The following is a 20,004-nucleotide window of genomic DNA, read 5'->3' on the forward strand; positions in this document are numbered from 1 at the left end:
TAGCGGATCGGTATCCGCTACCTCTGCCGTATCCGCTACCGGAAACAGGGCCCTGACCTGCGCGGTAGCGGCAGTAGCGGCAGTAGCGGATTCCTGGGAGCGGGGCGGGCAGTACCTCACCCAGGCGTCGGCCAAGTCCGAGGCGTAGTAGCCCTTCGCGCTCGACTTGGGGCCGGTCTTGATGTTGCGGGTCTTGATGGGGTCGTTGTCGGCGGTGACGTAGTCGCCGAGCATCCGGGCGAGGGCGCGGGCCGTGATGGGCTTGCCGTCGAGGTCGGCCCACGGCGCGTCGTCCATCTCGGCGAGCTTGCTCAGCAGGTCGGAGCTGAGCATCCGCTCGGCGCCGTCGAAGATGTCGCGCAGGTCCGACAGGAGGCGGATGCCGATGCTGCCCTTGTCGTTGGCCTTGGCGGCGGTCACGAGCTGGACGCAGGCGGCGCGGGCGCGCTCGGGCCAGTGGCCGCCGGCGGCGTCGGCGACGGCGAGCAGGGGTTCCCACACGTCGGCGGGGCGGTCGGTGACGCCTTCGGGCATCTCGGGCACGGCGTCCTGGAGGGTGGCGCGGGCGGTCTCGGCCCAGGTGGCGAGCCGCTTGCGCAGGGCATGCCCCTCAGGTGCGGTGGTCCGCTCGCGGAAGGGCTCGACCTTCTCGTTGGGGGCGCGGCGGCGCATCCGGATGATGATCGAGCGGCTCATGATGGTGTCGGGCAGGTCGCCGAGTCCGCCCATGGCGAGGGCGGCGTAGACGGGGAAGGCCTGAACCGTCTGGGTGCTGCCGTCGCCGACACAGCGGTGGACGACGCCGGAGCGGCGGTGGCCGGAGTTGATGAGTCCGCGCAGGTCCTCGTTGCCGCCGGCCTTCGGCCCGAAGGTGGTGTCCACTTCGTCGAACAGCACGGTCGGCCGGGCCTCGGGGTCCGACACAGACCGGAACAGCGCGGCCGGCGACACGTCGGTGGTGAACATCGACCGGGGGGTCAGCGTGTCGATGATCTCCAGCGCGCGGGTCTTGCCGGACCCGGGTTCCGGGGAGAGGAACGCGATGCGGGGGGTGGACTCGAAGGCGTCGAGCAGGTGGGTGTGCGCGTCCCACAGGACGACGGCGGTGTAGGCGGCCTCGCTGGGGAAGACGTTGAAGCGGCGGTGGAACGCCTCGACGGCGTCGAGCAGGGCCGCGCCGTCCTCTGCGGTGGTGGTGACGGGCGGGGTGGGATCGGTCATGCTGGCCTCTCCGGTCTTGGGGCTGGAATGGAGCGGGCCGCCGGTCTTTGCCGAGAGGGCGGCCCGCTTCGAACAGGTCAGGCAGCGCGGGCACCGGCGGCGGTGAAGCCGCGGTCGACGGCGCGGGTGGCGTAGTCGTGCGGGACACCGACGCTGACCGCCGCGCTGATGAGGTGGTGGGCGATGGTGTCGAGACCGCAGGGGCCGGGGCACCGGGTGTGCTGGGCTGCGAGGAAGCGGGCGACGCCGAAGGCTTGGGATCCGGCGCCGCTCTCCGGGCAGTCCGCGATCTTGGCGAGCCCGCGTTGCAGGCCGGTGTGGATGTAGCGCTCGGTGTGGCGGCACCCGGCGGCCACGGTGCGGCTCCAGGGTGGCGGGGGCGAAGAGGCCACCCGCGCCCCGTCCCCCGGCGGCCGGTTGGCCTCTTCCCTGGCGACGAGGGCGCGGACGGCATCGGGCAGCGGGGCCATGACGCCGGCTCCGTAGCCGAGCCAACGGGCGTACTGCATAAGCGACTTGACATCGACGTCGGGGCGGACCTTGTTGGCGGATGCCATGGCACCCCGGTAGACCCAGTGTTCGCCCCGGGTGGTGGCCACGGTGAGCGTGGGGAGCAGATTGGCGCGGGCCCAGGCGACGGCGTCGGCGTGGTCGAGATCGACCACGGTCAGCCCGGCGCCGCCCGGGTGGTAGGCCACCGCTTCGGCCTCCCGCCACGCCCGCATCCACGGCGGGCTGGTCAGAACGGCGGGGTCGGTGGTGGCGGCGGCCCACGCGTGACAGGGCGCCGGGCAGACACACGGGCCCGGGACCTTCATGCTGGGCCGGCCGCCGCAGGCGTTCTTCCTACAGGCCGGGCAGTTCCCGATCGGGCTCTTGCCGGCCCGCAGGGGCAGCACCGGGAGGCCGAGACGGGCCAGTTCGAGCGCGAGTTGCAGGAGGGGGTTCACGCCGCTCTCCAGAGGTCGGCGGGAGCTGCGCGACGTGCTGCTCGGCGCAGACCTTGTGCGAGGGCCTGCGCTGCTCGTCGCGCAGCGGGGTTGGGCGGCCGCACCAGCGGCATGGGCGGTCGCCGGTGCGGTCGTAGTGCCGGGCGTCGCGCCAGTCCAGGGCGGCCACGGCCGGGTCCTAGGCGGCGAGCAGGGCGGGCCCGCCGGTCCGGGCGGCGGTCTGCCGCCCGATGAGTTCGGTGTAGGCGGGGGGGATGGCTTCGCGCAGTCCGTCGCGGCTGGCCCACGGCATGCCCATCACGGCCGCCGAGCGGGCGAGGGGAACGTTGGAGAAGTTGCCGACGACGTGCATGAACTCGCCGTCGGCGACCGGGCGGCCCATCTTCGCGTTCGGCGCCGTGTGCGCGGGGTGGGGCGGCGGGGTGATGGTGAAGCCGCTGGTCTCGAAGAGGCGGTGGCGGTAGGTGCGCAGGCCGAACGCGGCCCCGCACAGCGTCACCGGGTCCCGCAGTTCGCTGCGGGCTTCTTCGACGTTCTCGATGACCCACGGCCGCCCGGTGCTCTCCATGGCGGTGCGGGTGGGGGCGATGAGGTCGGGGTGTTCGCGGCCCCGGATCTTCTGGCAGCGGGTGTAGTGCTGGCAGGGCGGGGAGCCGTGCTGGAGGTCGAAGAGGTGCCCGTACTCGGCGATGAACGCGATGGCGTCGGCCTGGATGAACGCGAACGGGTTCCTCGGCTGCGGGGCGTTGTCGACGCTGAGGACGTCGTATCCGGCGAGCCAGTAGCCCATGCCGGCGCCGCCCTGGCAGCCGTAGGTGTCCAGGACGGTCAGGCCGTTCCCAGGCCGGGCGGGCAGCCATCCGGCGGCCGGGCGGGCGGCCAGGAACAGGGCGGCCAGGGCGGCAGTGGGGGCGCTCACCGGGCACCGCCGAGCAGGTCGGCGATGAGCGGGGTGAGGTCGTTGGCGCGCCAGGTCAGGGTGTCGATGGTGGCCTTGGCTTCGTGGGTGAGGGTGCGTCCGGGTCGGGTGGTGGTCGGCGGGGTGAGCATGTCCAGGGGCACGGGGACGGTCAGTTCGGCGGTGGCCAGCAGCCAGGCGCGGTCGTCGCGGTGCGGCTGGACCGGGTGGTGCCACGGCTGGTCGGTGTGCTGCCACGGGTCGCGTGCCCAGTCCGCGAACTGTTCGGCCGGGGGGTGGGCGAGGTGGTGGTGGCGCAGGGCGACGCGGGCCCGCATCTGCAGGCTGCCGTCCAGGGCGACGATCGGGCGCAGGTCGAGCAGGTCCGGGCGGATCTCGATGTAGCCGCCGCCCATGATCGGGCTGGTGGCGCACTCCCAGGCGGCCACGGCGAAGTCCACCGGCCGGAGCGGCTCGCCGTCGTCGTTGAAGCGGTCGGCATGGATGCGGAGGTAGGCGCCGTAGCGGGAGTGGCCGTCGCTGGCCTGCTCCCGGTCGCGGATGTCGTCGACGAACACGAGCGTGAAGCGGTCGAAGTCGTGCATGCTGGTTCCCGTCTCTGTTGGGATGCACGGCCCCGCACCAACCGTCTCTCTGCCAAGATTCGGCGGCTGGTGCGGGGTTTCGTGCTGTGCGGGAGCGGGCTGTCCGTCCCCCGCGCCACCCGGGCCGTCGCCGGTCGTGGCGGCGGGCCGGGTGGCGCGGCGGTCGGCACAGGCCGGGTCAGTTCTGGTCGGTCTCGCAGGTGTCGTCGCAGTCGTAGTAGCCGCAGCCGCCGCACTCGGGGCAGTGGTCGTGCTCGACGGTGACGACGTCGTGGGTGTCGTCGTCCCAGACCTCGTCCTCGTAGCCGGCGCCGCTGCCGTGGCAGCCCTCGCACAGCTGGGTGTGGCCGGGCTGCGGGCCGGCGGCCTGCTCGGTCTCGAAGTGGCGCTGTTCGTCGGCGACGTCGAGGGCGATCTCGTACGCCTTCTCCTCGGCGCGGGTCGGCTGGTCGAGGTCGCCCTCGTCGGCGTAGGTGCTGTACGGGTCGTCGTTCAGGTCGTTCATGGGGGCTCTCCTGGTCAGCGGTTGCGGTTGGTGACGTTGACGTGCACGTTCACGGCGCCCTGCCCGCCCCTGCCCCCGCCGCCGTTGGTGTTCTTGAGGAGCCAGATCACGGCGAGCCCGGCGGCCACGAAGCCGAGCGCGGTGGTGGCGGCGGCGAGAGCCTGCGCGAGGAAGCCGATCCCGATCCCGGCGCCACCGATCCCGATGCCGCCAGCAGCGAGCCGGGCCGGCCACGGGTCGCGCGCCGGGACGACGGCCGGCTGCTGCGGGAGCGGCGCGGGCGCGTAGAGCGCGGGGTGGCCGTACTGGACCGGCACCGGGAGCGGCGGGGTGGGCTGGTAGAGGGCGGGCGGGGCGGTGAGCGGGGCGGGTGCGGCGTAGTAAGGGGTGCCGTCCGGGGTGTAGAGCACCGGGGCGGCGAACGGCTGCGGCATGGGCTGGGTGTGGTCCACGGTGCTTCTCCTGTCGGGCGGTCGGGTGGGGTGGTCAGTGGAGGGTGGAGACGAAGTTCACGAGGGAGGTGAGGGCGTCGTTGACGGGGCGGGCGAGGCCGGTGCCGGCGGCGGTGAAGCCGGACAGCCACACGAGGGCGGCGGCGCCGGAGGAGACGCGCTGGGAGCGGACGAGGACGATCGTGATGACGGCGAACAGGAGCGCGGTGGAGACGGTGACGAGCACGGCCGGTGGTCCCTTCGGGCGCCCCGGAGCGGGATCCGGGGCTGCGGGTGGCGGGGTGTCAGAGCGGGTTCGGTGGGGGTGTCAGAAGCGTCAGGGAGGGGTGTCTGACGCGTCAGACACCCCTCGCGCGCACGCGTTACCTGGGGAAATGGGGCCCGTCGGCGTCGGGGGTGTCTGACGCGTCAGACGCGTCAGAACCGGCCGGGGCGGGGGTCAGGCGGCGGTGTGCTGGAGCGGGACGATGCGGTAGCGGCCGGAGTCGTCGGTCTCCTCGAGGCGGCCGCTCGCGACCATGTCGGCGACCTGTCCGGACACCCAGCTGCGGCCCCGGTGGAAGCGGTCGCAGTACGCCATGAAGTCGGCCGGGCCGACCTCCGTGAGGCCGGCGGCCTCGAACTCGGCCAGGATCTCGGCCATGATGCGCTGGGCCTCGCTCTTGCCAACCTTGGTGCGCGGAGGGACCTCCGGCGGGGCGATCTCCACCACCCTCTCGACAGGCGGGAGTTCGGCGTCGGGGTCGATCCACCCGTCCACGTCGTCGCCGTCGTTCTCGGGGGTGAGGTCGTAGTCGTAGTCCACGGTGTCGGGCTCCTGCTCGTAGACGGTGCCCTCGTCGTCGCCGTACGGACCAGCGGCCAGGGCGGGGAGGGGGTAGCGGGTGCGCTGGGTGAAGGCCGGGCCGACCGCGTTCGCGGCGGCTTTGGCGGTGACCGGGTCGCAGGTGGCCCGGGTGTCGGCAAACTCGGCGACGGCCCAGGTCATGGCGTCGACCGGGGTGAGGTAGGCGCGGCCGGGGGTGGCCCAGAAAGTCTCCGGGATCCCGTTGGCGACCATGTAGGAGTAGCCGGGGCGCTTGTCCTTCCATGCCTGCGGGGAGGCGCCGGCGTCCATGGCCTCGTCCGGGAGCGCGAACATGGCGTCTCGGTCGTCGCGCAGCCCGAACACCCAGGACGAGCCGAGGGAGGCGCGGGTGTCGGTGCTCATCTGCGTGCTGGAAGCGCGCTGTAGCGAGATGACGATGCTGATGCCGGCCGAACGGGCTTCCTGCGATGGGCCGGTGAAGACGTCGTCGTCGGTCTCGCGGATCGTCTTGGCGGACTCCTCCGACCAGAACACCAGGTAGGGCATGCCCGGGGAGCCGTCGGCCTGCGTCCGGGCGCAGGCCGGTTCCCACTGCTTGTAGCCGTACTTGGCGAGCCAGGACGTGCGGGCCGGGATGACGGCCTTGAGCGCCGTGATCATGGCTTTGGTGTCGTCCATGGTGAGCGCGGCCCAGTCGAGGGCGGGCAGCAGCGGGCCGAGGGTCTGTTCGGCCTTGGCCGGGTCGGACGCCCACACGATCACGTCGCGTCGGGTGATGATCTCGGTCAGCGCGGTCAGGCCGGCCTCGGACTTCCCGGAGCCGGTCATCCCCATGATCAGCAGGTGCATCGCGTTGCGGTGCGCTTCCGGGTCGCCGGGGAAGAACATCGCCATGTGGGCGCCGTCTTCGTAGATCCCGGTGTGGATCGGGTCGGCGATCGACCCGCCGGGGTGGGAGGGCCCCGGGTAGGGGACGCCGGCCTTCAGCAGGTCGTGGGGCACGACGGTGAGCGTCGCTCGCGACGAGTCCTCCGGATCCGGGACGACCCGGACCGCGTTCTTCGCCACCTTCAGCGCCCCGGCCAGGCGCGGCAACGCCTTGGAGACGTCGTCGGGGGTCAACTCGCCGCCGGGCAGCTGGAGGTCGAACTCGGCCTTGTTGGGCTGGACTTTGGCGCCGGTGACCATGGTCTTGGCGAGGCCGACCTTTTCCAGGAGGCCGCCGTCGGCGCCGGCCGGGGTGCCGTCCGGGTTGACCCGCAGCAGTTGCCGGACGTTCCAGGTACCGGCGAGGGCGGCGCCCCCTATGAAGTACAGGCCCGGCAGTGGACCGGCGAGCGGTCCGGCGAGCGAGGCGGCGGTGAACCACGACGTGCCGGCGGCGACCGTGATCGCGGAGTGGAGACGGCGCTGGGCGGACGCGTTCTTGCCCGCCCACCAGGTGGCGGCGGTGAGGCCGAGGGAGGCGAGGGTCAGGCCGACGGCGCCGGCCGCCGAGCCGCCCCACGCCATGGTGGCCGGGATGGAGAGGACGCCGGTGCCGGCGGTGACGAGCCACGGCGGCAGGTAGGGCTTGACGCGGTGGAGGAGGTACTCGCCGACGCCGCCGGCGTGCTGGTTGGGGTCGAGTTGCAGGTAGCCGATCTGGCCGCCGTCGAGCTGGATGGCGGGCTGCTGCTGGCGTGGCACGGACTGCCTCCCTGAAGGGCCATGGGGTGCGGGAGATGCGGGGAGAGGGCCCGGCACCCGGGGCGAGCGCGCACACGCCACCCGGCCGCGAGGCGGGGCGGGGACGTGAGCGTCCCTCGCCCCGGGGTGGCCGGGAGAAGGGCGGTGCTAGCCGCCGAAGTCGAATGGGCGGCGCGGGGCCTGGCGGGGGCGGGCGACGCGGGAGATCTCCGGGTCGAATTCCTTCTGGAAGCTCGCGTAGGTGCGGGCGATCTCGGCGGCGCAGTCCTTCGCGTCGTCGGCGGCCTTCTTGAAGTGCTTCGAGACCCGGCGGGCGCGGGCCTGCGCGCCGAACGGACGGCCGTCCGCGTCGGGCACCTCCTTGAGGACGGCGTTCAGGATCTCGTGGGCCATGGCCAGCTCGAAGCAGATCTGCATCAGCGCCGAGCGCCCGCGCTCGCAGAACGCCCGGACGTCCGCGTTGGTGAAGAAGTCCGGGTCGCCGAGCGGCGAGTAGGACGGCCCCCGCCCAGCGCCGGCGCCCGCGCCGCCGGCGGATCCGACCGGCCCGCCCTGCTGGCCGCCGCCGAACCCGGGACCCGCGCCGTACCCCGGGCCGGCGCCGGGCGCGGCCTGACCGCCCCAACCGCCGCCGTTGCGGGTGCGGTTGTAGGTGAAGTGGTAGCTGTTGCCCGGGCCGCCGCCGTTCGCGCCGCCCTGGTGGCCGGCGGAGGGGTTGGCCTTGGGCGGGCGGCCGGCGGACTTGCCGCCGCCGCCGTTGCCTCCGGGCGGCGGGACCGGGCCGCCGTTGCCGGTGTAGGGAGGAGTGCTCATCTGTGCTTCTCCTTACGGGAGTTCAGTCCTGGACGTCCGCGTCGGCGGGGGTGAGCGGGGTGGTGGTGAGGGCCTTGAGGCGGCGCGACCACAGCACCTGGGCGGTGGCGGTGCCGGCCAGCCAGAGCAGGGCGAGCACCGGGTTGGCGGGGCCGAACCAGACGGCGGCGGCCGCCCAGGCCAGGCCCGCCGACCGCGTGGTCACGATGCGCAGGGCGGCCCGGGCCTGGCGCCGGACGGCCGAGCGCGGGTAGCGGCGCGCGGCCAGCCACCACGCGGCGGGCATCAGCACCGCCGGCACCGCGAACCCGGCGGCGGCGCCCGGCGCGGCGACCGACAGCACGCCGGTCGCGGCGAACGCGCCGATCCCGGCCCAGATCGGCGCCCACGTCGTGCGGCGGCGCCACAGCGCCCGGCCCGCCCAGCGGGCCAGCCGGGCGCCGCGCGAGAGCTGGTGGGGGACGACCAGGACCACGGGCGCGGTGCCCTGGCCGAGGTCGACCACGTGCGCGGCCGGCGCCGAACCCCGGCGCCGACCGTGCTGCTGCGGTATGTCGATCTTCATCGTGCGGTTACGGGCCATGACGGACCTCCGAATGGTCAGCGGTTCTGCCGGATGAGGGAGCCGAGCGGCTCGGGGCGGTTGGTGGCGCCGAGCGATCGGCCGGCGGTGGTGAACAGGTGCCACCAGTGGGCGGTGCCGTCGTCGTTGCTGGTGTGGGCGCAGGTGAAGCCGTGGAGGGGGAAGACGTCCACGACGCGGGTCTGGGCGAGCTCCGGCGGCGGGGCCGGGGTGTGATCGGTGCTCATGGCGGTCTCCTGGGGGTTCAGGCTGCGAGGGCGGTGTTGTCGGCGCAGGGCAGGCAGGTGCCCAGGTGCGCGGGGAGCACGTAGCCGGCGTCCTGTCCGCAGGCGGGGCAGGTGCGGCGGGCCCGGTTGGCCTTTTCGAGGGCGGCGGCCCGCGCGGGGGTCATCGGCCGCACCGGACGGGCCAGCGTGATCCGGTAGAGGCAGGCGAGCCGGGTGCCGCCGTAGCGGGAGCGCCACAGGATCTGTGCGGCGACGTCCTGACCGCCGGGACGAAGACCCTTCGCCCGCAGTTGGCGGCGGGTGAAGAGGCCACGCGGCGCCATGCGCCACGGGTAGGTGGGCATGCCGCCGTGCCGGTCGCCGGTGGGGTCCCAGTGCCTCGGGCGACTCACGCGGCCACCGCCCCGGCACTACCGTCCTGCTCGCCGAGCCGCTTGTAGACGGCGCTGACGTAGGCCGGGGAGCGGGTGGAGCGGCGGGCGGCCTCGCGCTGCGGGACGCGCTCGCGCCAGCACTCCTCGATCACGCGGGCGGCTTCGGCCCCGTCCAGCCGCTCCGGCTCCGGCGGGTCGGTGTCCACCGCGTCGCCGTCGGTGTTCACCTCGTTCTCGGGGGTGAACGGTTCGGGCTCCGGGGTGTTCACCGGGTCCGGCCCGCTGGTGTACACCGGGCCGTCGACCACGTCGTCGACAGCCGGCGCAAGCGGGCCGGCGGCTGGCTCAACGGGGTCGGCCGGGACGGGGTGAACGGGCGGGAGTGTGGGGTGAACGGGCTCGGTGTTCACCTCGTTCACCGCAGCCGCCGGGAGGGCTTCCCGGGCGCTGGGAACGGGGCCGACTGGCAACGCCTCGGTGGGCGGCGGGGGCGGGGTGAACGGCGCGGTGGGGAGGGTGAACAGCGGCACGTTCACCACCTGCCGGGCTGCCTGCGGGACCGGCGCCGGGCGGGTGCGAAGCGGCGGTTGGGGCTGCTTCGCGAGCCGGGCGAGGGCCCGCCGGTAGGCCGGTCCGGCCTCAGCGACGAGCAGCAGCAGAAGCGGCGGGATCAGGTGGATCACGACGCCGACCAGGTCTTTCGCCAGCGCGGCGGCCCCGATGTTGAGCCACACCGTGGCCAGCCCCGTGACCCACCGGAAGACGGCCGGCCACCTTCCGGCGCTCACGCCGAAGCGGGAGAGGGTGCTGTCCGCCTGAAGGCTCAGGATGAAGCACCCGTCCCCGGCGACCGCCATGACCGGACCGGTCCCGTAACCGGGTGAATGGGCGTCGATGAACGGCGCGGCGGTGGACATGCTCACCGCGACCACCGCCCCCGTCAGCACCCACGTACCGGCGCTGATCACCCGCGACGTGCGGCGGATCTGGGCCGGGGTGGGCGCCTCTCCGAGTACCGGGTGAACGCCCCCGCCGGAGCTGTGAACACCGTGCCCGTTCACCCGGCGGCCCCGATGTTCACCCGGGCCCGGGAGCGGGCCGCCCGCCGCAGCAGGCTGTTGCGCTCGCGCTCGTTCAGGCCGCCGAAGATCCCGGCCGGTTCCTTGCGCTCCAGCGCGTCGGCCAGGCACATGGACTTCACCGGGCACCCGGCGCAGATCATCTTGGCGCGGCGCTCGGCCCACTCAGCCGTCGCGCGGGCGGCCTCGATGTCCTCGGCGTCCTCGTCGACCTCCGGGTAGAACAGGTCGGTGTCGGCCCCGTTGCAGGCGGCGCCGCGCAGGTCGCTGTCCGGGTTCGGGCGGTATTCGGCGAGCACGGTCGCGGCCGGGCGGCCGGCCCGGTGCGGGGTGCGGGTCGCGTGCCGCAGGAGGGTGCGGGTTCGTGCCATCACGCCGCCGCCTTCCAGGTCAGGGCCCGGCGACGGGCGGCGGTGCGCATCAGCGCGGAGGCGAAGCGGGCGGCCGGCGGGTCCAGGTCCCGCAGGATGTCCCACGCGGCGTCCAGCCGGATCCGCCGCTGCTCGGGGCTCTCGGTCTCGGAGCCGGTGAACAGTTCGGCGTCGATGCCGAAGCCGAGCGCGAGTTCCGTGAACTCGCCCGGTGTCACGGCGTCCTGGCCTGCGACAATGAGCTTCATGGGTCGGTGTCCTTCACTCGGACGGCCCTAAGCGGTCCCGGTGTTGCAGCACCGGGACCGCAGCCGTTAGGCGGATCGGGCGCTCAACGAGCGGCCGCGCAAATCCGACGTGCCGCACCGCCGGCGAAGCGAGCGGAACGGCACGTCGGAAGTCGTGAACGCTGGTGGAGCAGCCTCACCGGCCGGAATCGGCCCGGCGAGGCGACCTATGTCTCACACGGATGATCAAGCGCATCAGGCACCTCCTTCGGTTCGAACGGTCAAGGGACACACACTGCAAGGGGGCCATTGATGCCCCACTCTCCGGCCGTTGCTCGCGGTCGCCGGGCCACCTCGCCAGTCAGGGCCGGACCTAGCCGAACCCCTATCCCCTGGCCTTTGCGGAGATTGCAGCGTCCTCCGCCTCAGCTCACAGACACCCCTTCGGAGCGGCTGTTGCACTGCTCCAAGGCGCGTTTGTGCAGGTCAAGCAAGCCCTAAAGTCATGTTGAGGACTTGTCCTCAACTCCTCTTTAGGAGCTGGGAATGACTATGACGGGTTCTCAGGAAGTCGTCAACTCCTCTTGAGGACTTATCCTGAGCGAGTCACACACCGAGGGACGGCGGAGGCCACCATGGCGAAGGTGTACGAGCGCATCGCAGACGCGCTGCGGGAAGAGATCCGCGCAGGTCAGCGCAAGCCTGGCGAGAGGCTTCCCGCCGAGACGGCGCTAGCGGATCAGTTCGGAACGAGCGTGCCAACCGTGCGGCAGGCGATCGGCGTCCTGGGGGCGGAAGGGCTGGTCGAGAAGCAGCACGGCCGGGGGACGTTCGTCCGGAGGGAGCCGACCAAGGTCGTCCGGGACGGTGCGCGTCACCAGTGGGAGAAGGACCGGGCGCGCCAGCCCGAATCCGAGCGGCTCAAGACCGGAGCAACCGAGCGCGACACCGGCCTGACCATTGCCGACCTGGCCTTCTCGGCGACGTACGCCCAGGTACCAGCAACAGGGGAACTTGCGACGGAGTTCGGCGTGCCTGAGGACACGATGCTGCTCCGCAGGACGTACCGAACCAGGAACCGGGAGGAACGGACGCCACTCAACCGGGCGGAGTCCTACCTGGTACTCGACATGGTCGCCGGCAACCCTGACCTGCTGCGCGAGGATCAGGAGCCATGGCCTGGGGGCACCCAGAACCAGCTCTGGACAGTGGGGATCGAGCTGGACCGGATCGTAGAGACGTTCCGGGCCCGGCCGCCCACGCCGGAAGAGGCGGAGGAACTGGGCCTGCCGGCGGGCGTGTCGGTGATCATCTGCCGCAAGGTCAGCATCGACATTAACGACCGAGTAGTCGAGGTCTCCGACGTCGTTCTGCCAGGCGACCGCACCGAGCTGACCTTCACGAGCAAGCTGACAAGGTGGTGAGCATGACCAACATCGTGACCGTCATTACGGCGGTGCATGGACCGTCGGCACCGTTCCTGGCCGATGCCTACAGGTCGCTTGTCGACCAGCAGCTTCCCGACGGGTGGGGCTGGCAGTGGGTGATTCAGGAGGACGGGGAGACGGGTGCGGTCGCTCCGCACGTCCCCGACGACTCTCGGATCAGCTTTGGCCAAGGCCGCCATGGGCGCGCCGGCGTCGCCCGTACCCTCGCGCTGTCCCGGGCCGAAGGCGAATTCGTCAAGGTCCTGGACGCTGACGACATGCTGACCCCGGGCACCCTGACCCGTGATCTGGCCGCACTGGCCAACCCCGGCATCTGCTGGACCACTTCCCGCGTGCTCGACCTCCTGCCGGACGGCTCCACAGTCGGGTTCGACCAGGATCCGCTGGAAGGCCCGGTCGAACGTGGCGCTGTCCTTGAACACTGGAAAGCGCACGACTTCCGCGCCCAGGTGCACCCCGCGACGCTGTGCGTCCGCCGGGACCTGCTTCTGGCGCTCGGCGGCTGGATGGCACTCCCCGCTTCCGAGGACACGGGACTTCTGCTCGCCCTGAACGCGGTGAGCCGCGGCTACTTCAGCGCGGAGACGGGCCTTCTGTACCGCAAGTGGCCCGGGCAGAGCACCAGCCAGGCGGCGCACGTCCACGAGGGTGAGCGGTCGGCACGCATGGCCGTTGTCGAGGCGCGGGCACGGGCACTGACCGCGCTCGAAGGGTGGCGAGTCGACAACTGACTCCGCTCCCGACAGTCCCCTGGGAGTCGCTGGGAGAAACTCGGGAGAAGATCTTGAGATTCGCCCCGCGCTAGCGCCACGGTAACCAACGGAACCCGACGCTCTGACCTGCACGTTCGTACATCTGCGCAGGTTGCTCCTCGCCCCGGCCCTCGTTCGGGACGAAGAGGCCGTGGGTTCAAATCCCGCCACCCCGACCCAGTAAGACCAGTCAGGTCCGGTAGCCCGCAAGGGTTACCGGACCTGACTGGTTTTTTGTGTTTTCGTCGGGGCTCCGGGGTCAGCGTGCGGTGGTGGGCTTCGTGGGCGTGATGGGGGTGAGTGGGGGGAGGGTGGATTCGAGGGTGTGGGCGGCGGTGAGGGCGAGGTCTTCGCGGTGGGGGCGGGTGATGAGTTGGACGGCGGTGGGGAGGTGGGTGGCGAGGCCGGTGGGGACGGTGACGGCGGGGAGGCCGGCGAAGCTGGTGGCGGTGCAGAGGCGCATGGCGGTGGCGACGCGGTCGCGGGAGGCGGGGTCGCGGGATTCGAGGCCGGGGGCCGGGGCGGGTTCGGTGTAGACGGGGCCGAGGAGGAGGGGGTACTCGTCGAGGAACTCGGCCCAGGCGCGGCGGAGGGTGAGCCAGGTGCCCATCAGGGTCATGAACTCGGCGGAGGTGGCGGGGCGGGTGCGCTCCATCACCGGGGCGAGGTAGCGGTCGCCGCCGGGGCCGAGGAGGGGGCGGACGGCCGGCCAGGTGGGGGCGAACTCGGTGACGGTGAGGAGTTCGTAGGCGGCGAGGGTCTCGTCGAGGCGGGGGACGTCCGGGACCTCGCGGACGTCGTAGCCGGCGGCGCGCAGGACGTCGGCGGCGGTGTCGACGGCCGCGCGGACGGTGGGGTGGACGCCGTGGCCGCCCGGGTCGGCGACCACCGCGACCTTGATCGGGCCCGGTAGCGGTTCGCCGTCCAGGGGCGCGGGGACGGCGCGCGGGTCGCGCGGGTCGGTGCCGGCGAGGAGTTCGAAGGCGAGCCGGAGGTCGGCGACGCTGCGGGCCAGCGGGCCGTCGGTGACCAGGAATTGGGAGGCCGGGCCGGGGTCGGCGGGGCCGAGGATGCGGTGGTCGGCGGGGAACCGGCCGTAGCCCGGCTTGAGGCCGGCCACGCCGCAGAAGGCGGCCGGGACGCGGATCGAGCCGCCGGAGTCGTTGCCGAGCCCGAGGGCTGCCATGCCGGTGGCGACGGCGACCGCGTCGCCGCCGCTGGTTCCGCCCGGGGTGACGGCCGGGTCCCAGGGGTTGACGGTGTCGCCGAAGAGTTCGCTGCGGGTGTGCATGCCGGACAGGACCAGGGTGGGGATATTGCTGTGGCCGATCGGGATCGCCCCGGCGGCGCGCAGCCGGGCCACCGGGGGCGCGTCGGCGGGGGCGACCAGGTCGCGGAAGCGCGGGACGCCGAAGGTGGTCGGGACGCCCTCGATCGCGGTGGTCTCCTTCACGGTGAAGGGCACCCCGGCCAGCGGGCCGAGCGGTTCGCCGGCCGCCCGGCGGCGGTCGGTGGCGGCGGCGTCGGCGCGGGCGCGGTCGGCGAGCAGCTGGGTGATCGCGTTGACTTCCGGGTTGACCTCGGCGATCCGGGTCAGGTGGGCGTCGACGAGTTCGGTGGCGGAGACCTCGCCGGTGCGGACCGCCCGGGCCTGGGCGGTGGCGGTGAGGGTCCAGAGGTCGGGGTCGGGCATGGGGGTGCTCCACGGGGAGGGGAAGGAAGAGAGGGAGAGGGGTAGTGATGCGGTTGCATCGGAAACGTACACTGGGAAGTGATACGAGCGCATCGGAATAACCGGGAGGGCCAGCGATGCCCCGGCAGGTAGACCACGAGGAGCGGCGGCGGGTGATCGCCGAGGCGGTCTGCCGCCTCGCCGACGAGAGCGGGCTGGAGGGTGTCACAGTGCGGGACGTCGCCGAGCGGGCGGGGCTCTCGATGGGGGCCGTCCAGCGGTGCTTCCGCACCAAGGAGGAGATGCTGGTCTTCGCGCTCGGGCACGTCGGCGAGCAGATCGGGCGGCGGGTGCGGGAGCGGCTGGTCGGCAGTCCGGCGCAGTCGGCCGCCAGCGCCGTCGGGTACGCCGCCGAGGAGCTCGCGCTGCTGCGGGCCGGACAGCGGTCCGAGGCGCGGGTCTGGCTGGCCTTCGTGGCGCAGGCGGCGGTGAGCGGGCCGCTGGCCGGGACCCTGCGGACCGGCTACGCGGCGATGGAGGAGTTGCTCGTCCGACTGCTGACGGAGGCGGGGGCTCAGACCGGGGTCGACGCCGTGGAGCGGGAGGCGCGGACGCTGCTGGCGCTGGTGGACGGGCTCACCACGCACGTGCTGATCGGCCGGCTGACGGAGCGCCAGGCCGAGGAGGTCCTGCACGCCCACCTGGGCGGGCTCTGGACGCATTGTGCACGCTCGACCCCGCGCCAAATACCATAGCGGTCGTTCTTCTTGATGGCCGAGCCCTTCGTCGGCCGAGGCGTTGGGAGCTTCCGGTGGCACGAGCGCAGCAGGACCGGGCCGTGCGCACCCGGGAGACGATCCTGCGCGCCGCCGCCCGGGTCTTCGACGAGTACGGCTTCAGCGGGTCCAGCGTCAGCAAGATCATCAATCAGGCGGGGACCACCCAGGGCGCGATGTACTTCCACTTCAGGTCCAAGGAGGACCTCGCGAAGGCGGTCATCGACGAGCAGTCCTCCGACCTCGACCTGCCCGGGCGGCCGGCCGGACTGCGCCAGCTCATCGCCACCACCCTCTACCTGGCCGAGGAGCTCCGGGAGAACGTGCTGCTGCGCGCCGGGGTCACCCTCGCCGTCGAGCAGGGGCAGCTCGGGCTGCGCGACTTCAACCCGTACGAGAGGTGGGCCGAGCAGTTCCACGCCGAACTGGAGGCCGCCCGGCGGGCCGGGGAACTGCTCGACGAGGTCGTGATCGAGGAGTTCGCGCAGGTCCTGGTCGCGGCGTACGCCGGGTCGCAGGTCATGTCGCTCCTGTACACCGGGCGGGCCGACCTGTCGCAGCGGATCGTCCGGCTCTGGTGGCATCTGCTGCCCGGCCTGGCGCCCGCACCGGTGGTCGCCGAGCTGCGGGCGTTCCTCGCGGGACAGGACGCGGGACGGCGGGTCTAAGCCGGTACCGGTTCGGCGGCCGGGGACGCCTCGGCCTCCCGGCGGGCCGCCGAGACGATCCCCGCCAGCGCGGCCCGGCTCGCCCCGAGTGCGAGCATCTGCCGGTCGAGCAGGTCGAGCCGCTCCTCCAGCACGTCCAGCATGCAGGAGGCCACCGCGCCCTCGCCGTCCACGCAGGGCAGCACGTCCCGGATGGCGCTGGTGGAGAGTCCCGCCCCCAGCAGGGCCCGGATGTTGCGGACGACCGTCGGCGCGCCCTCGTCGTACCGGCGGTGGCCGCCCTCCGGCCGCCTGGCCTCCAGCAGGCCCTGCTCCTCGTAGTACCGCAGCAGGCGGACACTCACCCCGGTCGCCGCCGCCAGCTCGCCGATCCGCATGTGACACCCCTCACATCGCCGTGCGTCCCCTTGAATCTCACATGGATGAGAGATCCTACCGTGATCGGCATGAGCGACATCGAGATCAGCCCCAGGGCGATTGACACGACCGCGCGTCAGACCTTCGCGATCGGCGGCGACCTGACGGTCCGCCGGATCGGCTACGGCACCATGCGCCTCGCCGACACCCCGGACCTCAAGCCCGCCGACGCGGTCATCTGGCACCCCCCGACCCCGCGCTCCGCCGCCCTCGACGTGCTGCGCGCCGCCGTCGGGCACGGCGTCCAACTCGTCGACACCGCCGACTCCTACGCCCTCGGCGGCGGCGAGGAACTGGTCGCCGAGGCGCTGCACCCGTACGCCCCGGACGTCGTGGTCGCCACCAAGGTCGGCCTGACCCGCCCGAGCCCGTCCGAGTGGGTCCCGCTCGGCCACCCCGCGTACCTGCGCCAGCAGGCCGAGCTGAGCCTGCGCCGGCTCCGGGTCGAGCGGATCGACCTGCTCCAGCTGCACCGGATCGACCCCGCGGTGCCGCTGGCCGACCAGATCGGCGCGCTCAAGCAGCTCCAGGACGAGGGCAAGGTCCGGCACATCGGCCTCTCCGAGGTCACCGTCGACGAGCTGGAGCAGGCGCTGGAGATCGCCCCGATCGCCGCCGTGCAGAACTGGTACAACCTGGCCACCCGCCGGCACGACGCGGTGGTCGACTTCACCGCCGAGCGCGGCATCGCGTTCCTGCCGTTCTTCCCGATCGCCGTCGGCGGCCACGCGGGCGCGGACGGCCCGGTCTCCGAGGTCGCCCGCGAGGTCGGGGCCACCCCGGCGCAGACCGCGCTCGCCTGGCTGCTGCACCGCTCGCCCAACATCCTGCCGATCCCGGGCACCACGTCCGAGAAGCACCTGGTGGAGAACCTGGGCGCGGCGGCCGTCCAGCTGACCGACGAGCAGTACGCCCGGCTGGACGGCATCGCCGCCGGGGAGGGGGGCGTCGGGGCCGGGGAGGCGTGAGGGGCGTCGGACCCGAGTCCGGAGTGGGAAGACTCGACCCGGACCGCTACCTGGTCACCACCCTGTGGACGGATGCCGCCGCGCACGCGCGCTACGCCGCCGGACACCTGCCGGCCCTGCGCGAGCGAGCCGGGGTGGGGGCCGACATCGAGTCGCCCAGCGGTGGGTTGCTGCCGCTGGAGCCGACCTGGCGCGTCCTGCCGGCGACAGGTCAGGCGCAGTTCGGCCAGGCGTAGCTCGGCCAAGCATCGCCCGGTCAGGCGTCGATGGCCTGGTAAACCGTGGTCCAGAAGTCGTGGATCAGCTGCGGCGCGCTCGGGACGGTCATCCCGACCTGGGTGAGCAGGATGCCGGTGAGGCCGTTCTCCGGGTCCGCGTAGGTCGAGGTGCCGGCGCCGCCGTCCCAGCCGAACTGGCCGATCGGCGCGTAGTCGCCGCGGTACGAGCGCACCGCCATCCCGAAGCCCCAACCGCCGTGCTGCCCCTGGCCGAACGACAGGTGCGCGTTGTCGCGGGCCATGGCGTCCCGGACGGCGGTCTGCTCGGACGTGAGGCTGTTGGTGGTCATCAGCCGGACGGCGGGCCGGGACAGGATCCGCTCGCCGTCGTGCACGCCCTCGTTCAGCAGCATCCGGAAGTAGGCGTGGAAGTCGTCAGCGGTGGAGACCAGCCCGCCGCCACCGCCCGGGAACGCCGGGGGCCGGCTCCAGCGTCCGTCCGCGGGCTCGTCCCACACGTGGAACTCGCCGGTCCGCGGGTCGGGGGCGTAGAGCGGAGGCAGCCGGTCGATCTTGTCGGCGGACACATGGAAGCCGGTGTCCGCCATCCCCAGCGGGCCGAAGACGCGCTCCCGCAGGAAGGTCTCGAACGACTGGCCGGTGACCCGCGCGACGAGCACGCCGAGCAGGTCGTTGCTGATGTGGTACTGCCAGCGCTCGCCGGGCTGGTGCATCAGCGGGAGCGCGCCGAGGCGGCGCATCCACTCGTCCGGCTCGGGCATCGGCGTCGGCAGGTCGGGCGTGAGGCCGTTCTCGATGATCGCGCCCATGATCGGGGTGCCGAGCGCCGTGATGTCCATGCCGAGACCGAAGGTGGAGGTCAGCAGGTCGCGGACGGTGATCGGCCGCCGGGCGGGCACGGTGTCGTCCAGCGGGCCGTCGATCCGCTTCAGCACCTGCCTGTCGGCGAGCTCGGGCAGCCACGGGTCGACCACGTCGTGCAGGCGCAGCCGGCACTCGTCGAGCAGGACCATCGTCGCCGCCACCGTGACCGGCTTGGAGGTCGAGGCCATCCGGAAGATCGTGTCCCGCCGCATCGGCGCGCCGCCACCGTGGTTCATGGTGCCGATCGCCTCGACGTACGTCTCGTCCCCCCGGCTGAGCAGCGCGACGACGCCGGGGATCCTCCCGGACTCGACGTGTCGCGTCAGGACGTCGCGCACCTTGCGCAGGCCCGCCTCGGAGATGCCGTTGTTGCTGGTGACCGTCATGGTTTTCCCCACCCAGTTTGCGTTCGGGAATTACTGAACGATGAAGAAGCTACATTGCGTTCAGTGATCCGTCAACGCTCTTCGATGGGCTTACCTGCCTGTAGGTGGCGGCATTGGAGGCCTTCCATTGCAATGAATGTGGAGCTGAATGCAATGGTCACCCGAAGGCTCCTTTGCAATGGGCTCGGACTGAATGCATACTGCGCAGCATGTCGACAGACGGGAGACGAGGACCGATGCCCGGAGGCAGGCTCACCGCCGAGGACCGCCAGCACATCGCCGAGGGGCTGGCCGAGGGGCTCGGCTACGCCGAGATCGGGCGGCGGCTGGGACGGCCCGCGTCGACCGTCATGCGGGAGGTCACCCGCAACGGCGGCCCCGAGGGCTACGGGGCGGACCGGGCGGGCGAGGCCACGCGGCAGCGTGCGCGACGCGGCAAGCAGGCCGCCGCCCGTCCGGAGGCGGCGACGGCGGTGCCCGACGACGGGTACGGGCGCGACCCGCAGGCGGTGCGGGAGTTCACGGAGTCCTTCACCGCGCTGCTCGCGCAGTCGGGGCTGCCCAAGATGGAAGCCAGGGTGCTGGCCTGCCTGTACACCAGCGACGCCGGCGCCCTCACCGCGGCGGACTTGGTCCAGCGCCTGCGCGTGAGCCCGGCGTCCATTTCGCACGCCGTCGGCTTCCTTGAGCAGCAGGGGCTGTTGCGGCGGGAGCGCACGCCCGGCGAGCGGCGGGAGCGTTACGTCACCGACGACGACATCTGGCTCAAGTCCCTTGCCGGAGCGGTGCAGACGAACGGCATCCTGGCCGAGATGGCCCGCCGGGGAGCCGAGGTGCTCGGCACGGGGACTCCGGCGGGTGCCCGTTTCGAGTCCTCCACCGAGCTGTTCCTGATGATCGGCGAGTCCATGGGGAAGCTGCTGGAGCAGTGCCGGCAACACCTGGCCACCCGGAGCGGCGGCCGGGAGGGGTGAACCCGGCGGCGGAGTGGGAAGTCGGCCCGGCCGACTTC

At 72.7% G+C, this 20,004-nt stretch carries 25 protein-coding genes; 7 read left to right on the forward strand and 18 right to left on the reverse strand.

Features of this window, described 5'->3' with window-relative positions:
- From AB0N76_RS35230 to AB0N76_RS35300, 15 genes are all read right to left on the reverse strand, one after another.
- On the reverse strand, positions 1–1,221 hold a 1,221-nt coding region (locus tag AB0N76_RS35230), incomplete at its 3' end, for a DUF3631 domain-containing protein (protein ID WP_363564360.1).
- A 77-nt stretch (positions 1,222–1,298) separates the two neighbouring features.
- Positions 1,299–2,171: a bifunctional DNA primase/polymerase gene (locus tag AB0N76_RS35235; protein ID WP_363564362.1), complete on the reverse strand. Its 873-nt coding sequence runs from the start codon at positions 2,169–2,171 to the stop codon at positions 1,299–1,301.
- Between the two features lie 178 nt (positions 2,172–2,349).
- The gene (locus tag AB0N76_RS35240) at positions 2,350–2,961 is read right to left on the reverse strand and encodes an SAM-dependent methyltransferase (protein ID WP_363564403.1); all 612 of its coding nucleotides are present in this window, start codon (positions 2,959–2,961) and stop codon (positions 2,350–2,352) included.
- Between the two features lie 125 nt (positions 2,962–3,086).
- Positions 3,087–3,674, reverse strand: coding sequence for a hypothetical protein (locus tag AB0N76_RS35245; RefSeq protein ID WP_363564364.1), 588 nt, complete (start codon positions 3,672–3,674; stop codon positions 3,087–3,089).
- Positions 3,675–3,852: 178 nt separating this feature from the next.
- Positions 3,853–4,179: a hypothetical protein gene (locus AB0N76_RS35250; protein ID WP_363564366.1), complete on the reverse strand. Its 327-nt coding sequence runs from the start codon at positions 4,177–4,179 to the stop codon at positions 3,853–3,855.
- Between the two features lie 14 nt (positions 4,180–4,193).
- Positions 4,194–4,631 (reverse strand): hypothetical protein, encoded by a 438-nt coding sequence (locus tag AB0N76_RS35255; protein WP_363564368.1) that lies wholly within the window; start codon positions 4,629–4,631, stop codon positions 4,194–4,196.
- A gap of 34 nt (positions 4,632–4,665) precedes the next feature.
- The gene (locus tag AB0N76_RS35260) at positions 4,666–4,857 is read right to left on the reverse strand and encodes a hypothetical protein (protein ID WP_363564370.1); all 192 of its coding nucleotides are present in this window, start codon (positions 4,855–4,857) and stop codon (positions 4,666–4,668) included.
- A gap of 213 nt (positions 4,858–5,070) precedes the next feature.
- Positions 5,071–7,128 carry a plasmid transfer protein TraB gene (traB, locus tag AB0N76_RS35265; protein WP_363564372.1) on the reverse strand — a complete coding sequence of 686 codons (2,058 nt, stop codon included), beginning with the start codon at positions 7,126–7,128 and terminating at the stop codon, positions 5,071–5,073.
- Positions 7,129–7,275: 147 nt separating this feature from the next.
- Positions 7,276–7,941, reverse strand: a complete 666-nt coding sequence (gene traA / locus AB0N76_RS35270; RefSeq protein WP_363564374.1) for a plasmid transfer protein TraA — start codon at positions 7,939–7,941, stop codon at positions 7,276–7,278.
- A gap of 22 nt (positions 7,942–7,963) precedes the next feature.
- On the reverse strand, positions 7,964–8,524 hold the full coding sequence (locus AB0N76_RS35275) for a hypothetical protein (protein ID WP_363564376.1): 561 nt from the start codon (positions 8,522–8,524) through the stop codon (positions 7,964–7,966).
- A gap of 17 nt (positions 8,525–8,541) precedes the next feature.
- On the reverse strand, positions 8,542–8,751 hold the full coding sequence (locus AB0N76_RS35280) for a hypothetical protein (protein ID WP_363564378.1): 210 nt from the start codon (positions 8,749–8,751) through the stop codon (positions 8,542–8,544).
- Positions 8,752–8,768: 17 nt separating this feature from the next.
- Positions 8,769–9,095: an RRQRL motif-containing zinc-binding protein gene (locus AB0N76_RS35285; protein ID WP_363564405.1), complete on the reverse strand. Its 327-nt coding sequence runs from the start codon at positions 9,093–9,095 to the stop codon at positions 8,769–8,771.
- 44 nt (positions 9,096–9,139) lie between these two features.
- On the reverse strand, positions 9,140–10,042 hold the full coding sequence (locus tag AB0N76_RS35290) for a hypothetical protein (RefSeq protein WP_363564407.1): 903 nt from the start codon (positions 10,040–10,042) through the stop codon (positions 9,140–9,142).
- A gap of 140 nt (positions 10,043–10,182) precedes the next feature.
- On the reverse strand, positions 10,183–10,575 hold the full coding sequence (locus tag AB0N76_RS35295) for a WhiB family transcriptional regulator (protein ID WP_363564380.1): 393 nt from the start codon (positions 10,573–10,575) through the stop codon (positions 10,183–10,185).
- The gene (locus tag AB0N76_RS35300; RefSeq protein ID WP_363564381.1) at positions 10,575–10,823 is read right to left on the reverse strand and encodes a hypothetical protein; all 249 of its coding nucleotides are present in this window, start codon (positions 10,821–10,823) and stop codon (positions 10,575–10,577) included. Before AB0N76_RS35300 ends, AB0N76_RS35295 begins: the two co-directional genes overlap by 1 nt.
- Before the next feature lie 614 nt (positions 10,824–11,437).
- Between AB0N76_RS35300 and AB0N76_RS35305 the strand changes: the two genes are divergently transcribed.
- Both AB0N76_RS35305 and AB0N76_RS35310 read left to right on the forward strand, forming a co-directional pair.
- Entirely contained in the window at positions 11,438–12,226 is a 789-nt protein-coding gene (locus AB0N76_RS35305; protein WP_363564383.1) for a GntR family transcriptional regulator, read from the forward strand.
- A gap of 2 nt (positions 12,227–12,228) precedes the next feature.
- The gene (locus AB0N76_RS35310; RefSeq protein ID WP_363564385.1) at positions 12,229–12,981 is read left to right on the forward strand and encodes a glycosyltransferase; all 753 of its coding nucleotides are present in this window, start codon (positions 12,229–12,231) and stop codon (positions 12,979–12,981) included.
- 280 nt (positions 12,982–13,261) lie between these two features.
- Here AB0N76_RS35310 and AB0N76_RS35315 read toward each other — a convergent pair whose 3' ends face one another.
- On the reverse strand, positions 13,262–14,695 hold the full coding sequence (locus AB0N76_RS35315; RefSeq protein ID WP_363564387.1) for an amidase: 1,434 nt from the start codon (positions 14,693–14,695) through the stop codon (positions 13,262–13,264).
- Between the two features lie 116 nt (positions 14,696–14,811).
- On the opposite strand from AB0N76_RS35315, the gene AB0N76_RS35320 reads away from it, so the two are divergent.
- Complete coding sequence (locus AB0N76_RS35320; protein ID WP_363564389.1) at positions 14,812–15,429, forward strand: TetR/AcrR family transcriptional regulator; 618 nt, start codon at positions 14,812–14,814, stop codon at positions 15,427–15,429.
- A 56-nt stretch (positions 15,430–15,485) separates the two neighbouring features.
- Positions 15,486–16,118, forward strand: coding sequence for a ScbR family autoregulator-binding transcription factor (locus AB0N76_RS35325; protein WP_363564391.1), 633 nt, complete (start codon positions 15,486–15,488; stop codon positions 16,116–16,118).
- Here the strand turns inward: AB0N76_RS35325 and AB0N76_RS35330 are convergent.
- Positions 16,115–16,495: a MerR family transcriptional regulator gene (locus AB0N76_RS35330; protein ID WP_363564393.1), complete on the reverse strand. Its 381-nt coding sequence runs from the start codon at positions 16,493–16,495 to the stop codon at positions 16,115–16,117. The two genes, AB0N76_RS35325 and AB0N76_RS35330, sit on opposite strands and share 4 nt — an antisense overlap.
- A gap of 69 nt (positions 16,496–16,564) precedes the next feature.
- Here AB0N76_RS35330 and AB0N76_RS35335 point away from each other — a divergent pair, with 69 nt between their 5' ends.
- The gene (locus tag AB0N76_RS35335) at positions 16,565–17,503 is read left to right on the forward strand and encodes an aldo/keto reductase (protein ID WP_363564395.1); all 939 of its coding nucleotides are present in this window, start codon (positions 16,565–16,567) and stop codon (positions 17,501–17,503) included.
- A 23-nt stretch (positions 17,504–17,526) separates the two neighbouring features.
- Positions 17,527–17,739, forward strand: a complete 213-nt coding sequence (locus AB0N76_RS35340; RefSeq protein WP_363564397.1) for a hypothetical protein — start codon at positions 17,527–17,529, stop codon at positions 17,737–17,739.
- 20 nt (positions 17,740–17,759) lie between these two features.
- Here the strand turns inward: AB0N76_RS35340 and AB0N76_RS35345 are convergent, their stop codons facing one another.
- A complete protein-coding gene (locus AB0N76_RS35345) occupies positions 17,760–18,992 on the reverse strand; it encodes a serine hydrolase domain-containing protein (RefSeq protein ID WP_363564399.1) in 1,233 nt (410 codons plus the stop codon).
- A gap of 236 nt (positions 18,993–19,228) precedes the next feature.
- Here AB0N76_RS35345 and AB0N76_RS35350 point away from each other — a divergent pair, with 236 nt between their 5' ends.
- The gene (locus tag AB0N76_RS35350) at positions 19,229–19,966 is read left to right on the forward strand and encodes a helix-turn-helix domain-containing protein (protein ID WP_363564401.1); all 738 of its coding nucleotides are present in this window, start codon (positions 19,229–19,231) and stop codon (positions 19,964–19,966) included.
- The last annotated feature ends 38 nt before the right edge of the window (positions 19,967–20,004 follow it).

Origin of the sequence: Kitasatospora sp. NPDC093806, assembly GCF_040683335.1 — a bacterium.
GTDB lineage: Bacteria > Actinomycetota > Actinomycetes > Streptomycetales > Streptomycetaceae > Kitasatospora.

Excerpts from the sequence above, each read along its gene's own strand:
- AB0N76_RS35240 (WP_363564403.1), bottom strand. The coding sequence starts at position 2,961 with ATGGGCTACTGGCTCGCCGGATACGACGTCCTCAGCGTCGACAACGCC.
- AB0N76_RS35245 (WP_363564364.1), bottom strand. The coding sequence starts at position 3,674 with ATGCACGACTTCGACCGCTTCACGCTCGTGTTCGTCGACGACATCCGC.
- AB0N76_RS35250 (WP_363564366.1), bottom strand. The coding sequence starts at position 4,179 with ATGAACGACCTGAACGACGACCCGTACAGCACCTACGCCGACGAGGGC.
- traA (WP_363564374.1), bottom strand. The coding sequence starts at position 7,941 with ATGAGCACTCCTCCCTACACCGGCAACGGCGGCCCGGTCCCGCCGCCC.
- AB0N76_RS35275 (WP_363564376.1), bottom strand. The coding sequence starts at position 8,524 with ATGGCCCGTAACCGCACGATGAAGATCGACATACCGCAGCAGCACGGT.
- AB0N76_RS35280 (WP_363564378.1), bottom strand. The coding sequence starts at position 8,751 with ATGAGCACCGATCACACCCCGGCCCCGCCGCCGGAGCTCGCCCAGACC.
- AB0N76_RS35285 (WP_363564405.1), bottom strand. The coding sequence starts at position 9,095 with ATGCCCACCTACCCGTGGCGCATGGCGCCGCGTGGCCTCTTCACCCGC.
- AB0N76_RS35290 (WP_363564407.1), bottom strand. The coding sequence starts at position 10,042 with ATGTCCACCGCCGCGCCGTTCATCGACGCCCATTCACCCGGTTACGGG.
- AB0N76_RS35295 (WP_363564380.1), bottom strand. The coding sequence starts at position 10,575 with ATGGCACGAACCCGCACCCTCCTGCGGCACGCGACCCGCACCCCGCAC.
- AB0N76_RS35300 (WP_363564381.1), bottom strand. The coding sequence starts at position 10,823 with ATGAAGCTCATTGTCGCAGGCCAGGACGCCGTGACACCGGGCGAGTTC.
- AB0N76_RS35305 (WP_363564383.1), top strand. The coding sequence starts at position 11,438 with ATGGCGAAGGTGTACGAGCGCATCGCAGACGCGCTGCGGGAAGAGATC.
- AB0N76_RS35310 (WP_363564385.1), top strand. The coding sequence starts at position 12,229 with ATGACCAACATCGTGACCGTCATTACGGCGGTGCATGGACCGTCGGCA.
- AB0N76_RS35315 (WP_363564387.1), bottom strand. The coding sequence starts at position 14,695 with ATGCCCGACCCCGACCTCTGGACCCTCACCGCCACCGCCCAGGCCCGG.
- AB0N76_RS35320 (WP_363564389.1), top strand. The coding sequence starts at position 14,812 with ATGCCCCGGCAGGTAGACCACGAGGAGCGGCGGCGGGTGATCGCCGAG.
- AB0N76_RS35330 (WP_363564393.1), bottom strand. The coding sequence starts at position 16,495 with ATGCGGATCGGCGAGCTGGCGGCGGCGACCGGGGTGAGTGTCCGCCTG.
- AB0N76_RS35335 (WP_363564395.1), top strand. The coding sequence starts at position 16,565 with ATGAGCGACATCGAGATCAGCCCCAGGGCGATTGACACGACCGCGCGT.
- AB0N76_RS35345 (WP_363564399.1), bottom strand. The coding sequence starts at position 18,992 with ATGACGGTCACCAGCAACAACGGCATCTCCGAGGCGGGCCTGCGCAAG.
- AB0N76_RS35350 (WP_363564401.1), top strand. The coding sequence starts at position 19,229 with ATGCCCGGAGGCAGGCTCACCGCCGAGGACCGCCAGCACATCGCCGAG.